A 432-nucleotide genomic window follows, 5' to 3' on the forward strand; every position below is an offset into this window, starting at 1 on the left:
AGCCCATCAGAGCGCTTTAAGCCATCCAAAGCCTCTGCTTTCGGAGTCAATTCTGCAATCACATGATCTTTCTGTTCAATTTGGCTTTGTAAGTGATTCAAGACGCCAAGTAATGCTTCGGGTTTGGAATAATCAATCTGTGGTACAGCGACTTGCTTTTCCAATTCTTGCCAACGATCAATGATTTTAGCACGTAAGGCGGTGCTATAACCAGAAACAAGAATTAAACATTCACGCTTGGGGAGATTATAGCAGTTTTGAGGCTTACCTTGTTTATCTAAATAGGTGCCCCCAAATTTGGGGAGACCCCCTTCAGAATATAATTCTTCAAGCATTTTCTTAATATCACGCATCACATGGTCATGCCGTTTATCGCATAACTCAGCGATTTCACGGCTAGACATAGTCTGAACCGCTGCATCGTTAGTAACA

The 432-nt window shown here is 42.1% G+C and carries 1 protein-coding gene; it reads right to left on the minus strand.

Annotation, left to right across the window (positions count from 1 at the left end):
• The coding region (locus BN202_RS09095) for a Rha family transcriptional regulator (RefSeq protein WP_019220335.1) at nucleotides 1–432 on the minus strand (432 nt) is incomplete at both ends.

It is taken from the genome of Bartonella florencae, from assembly GCF_000312525.1.
GTDB lineage: Bacteria > Pseudomonadota > Alphaproteobacteria > Rhizobiales > Rhizobiaceae > Bartonella > Bartonella florencae.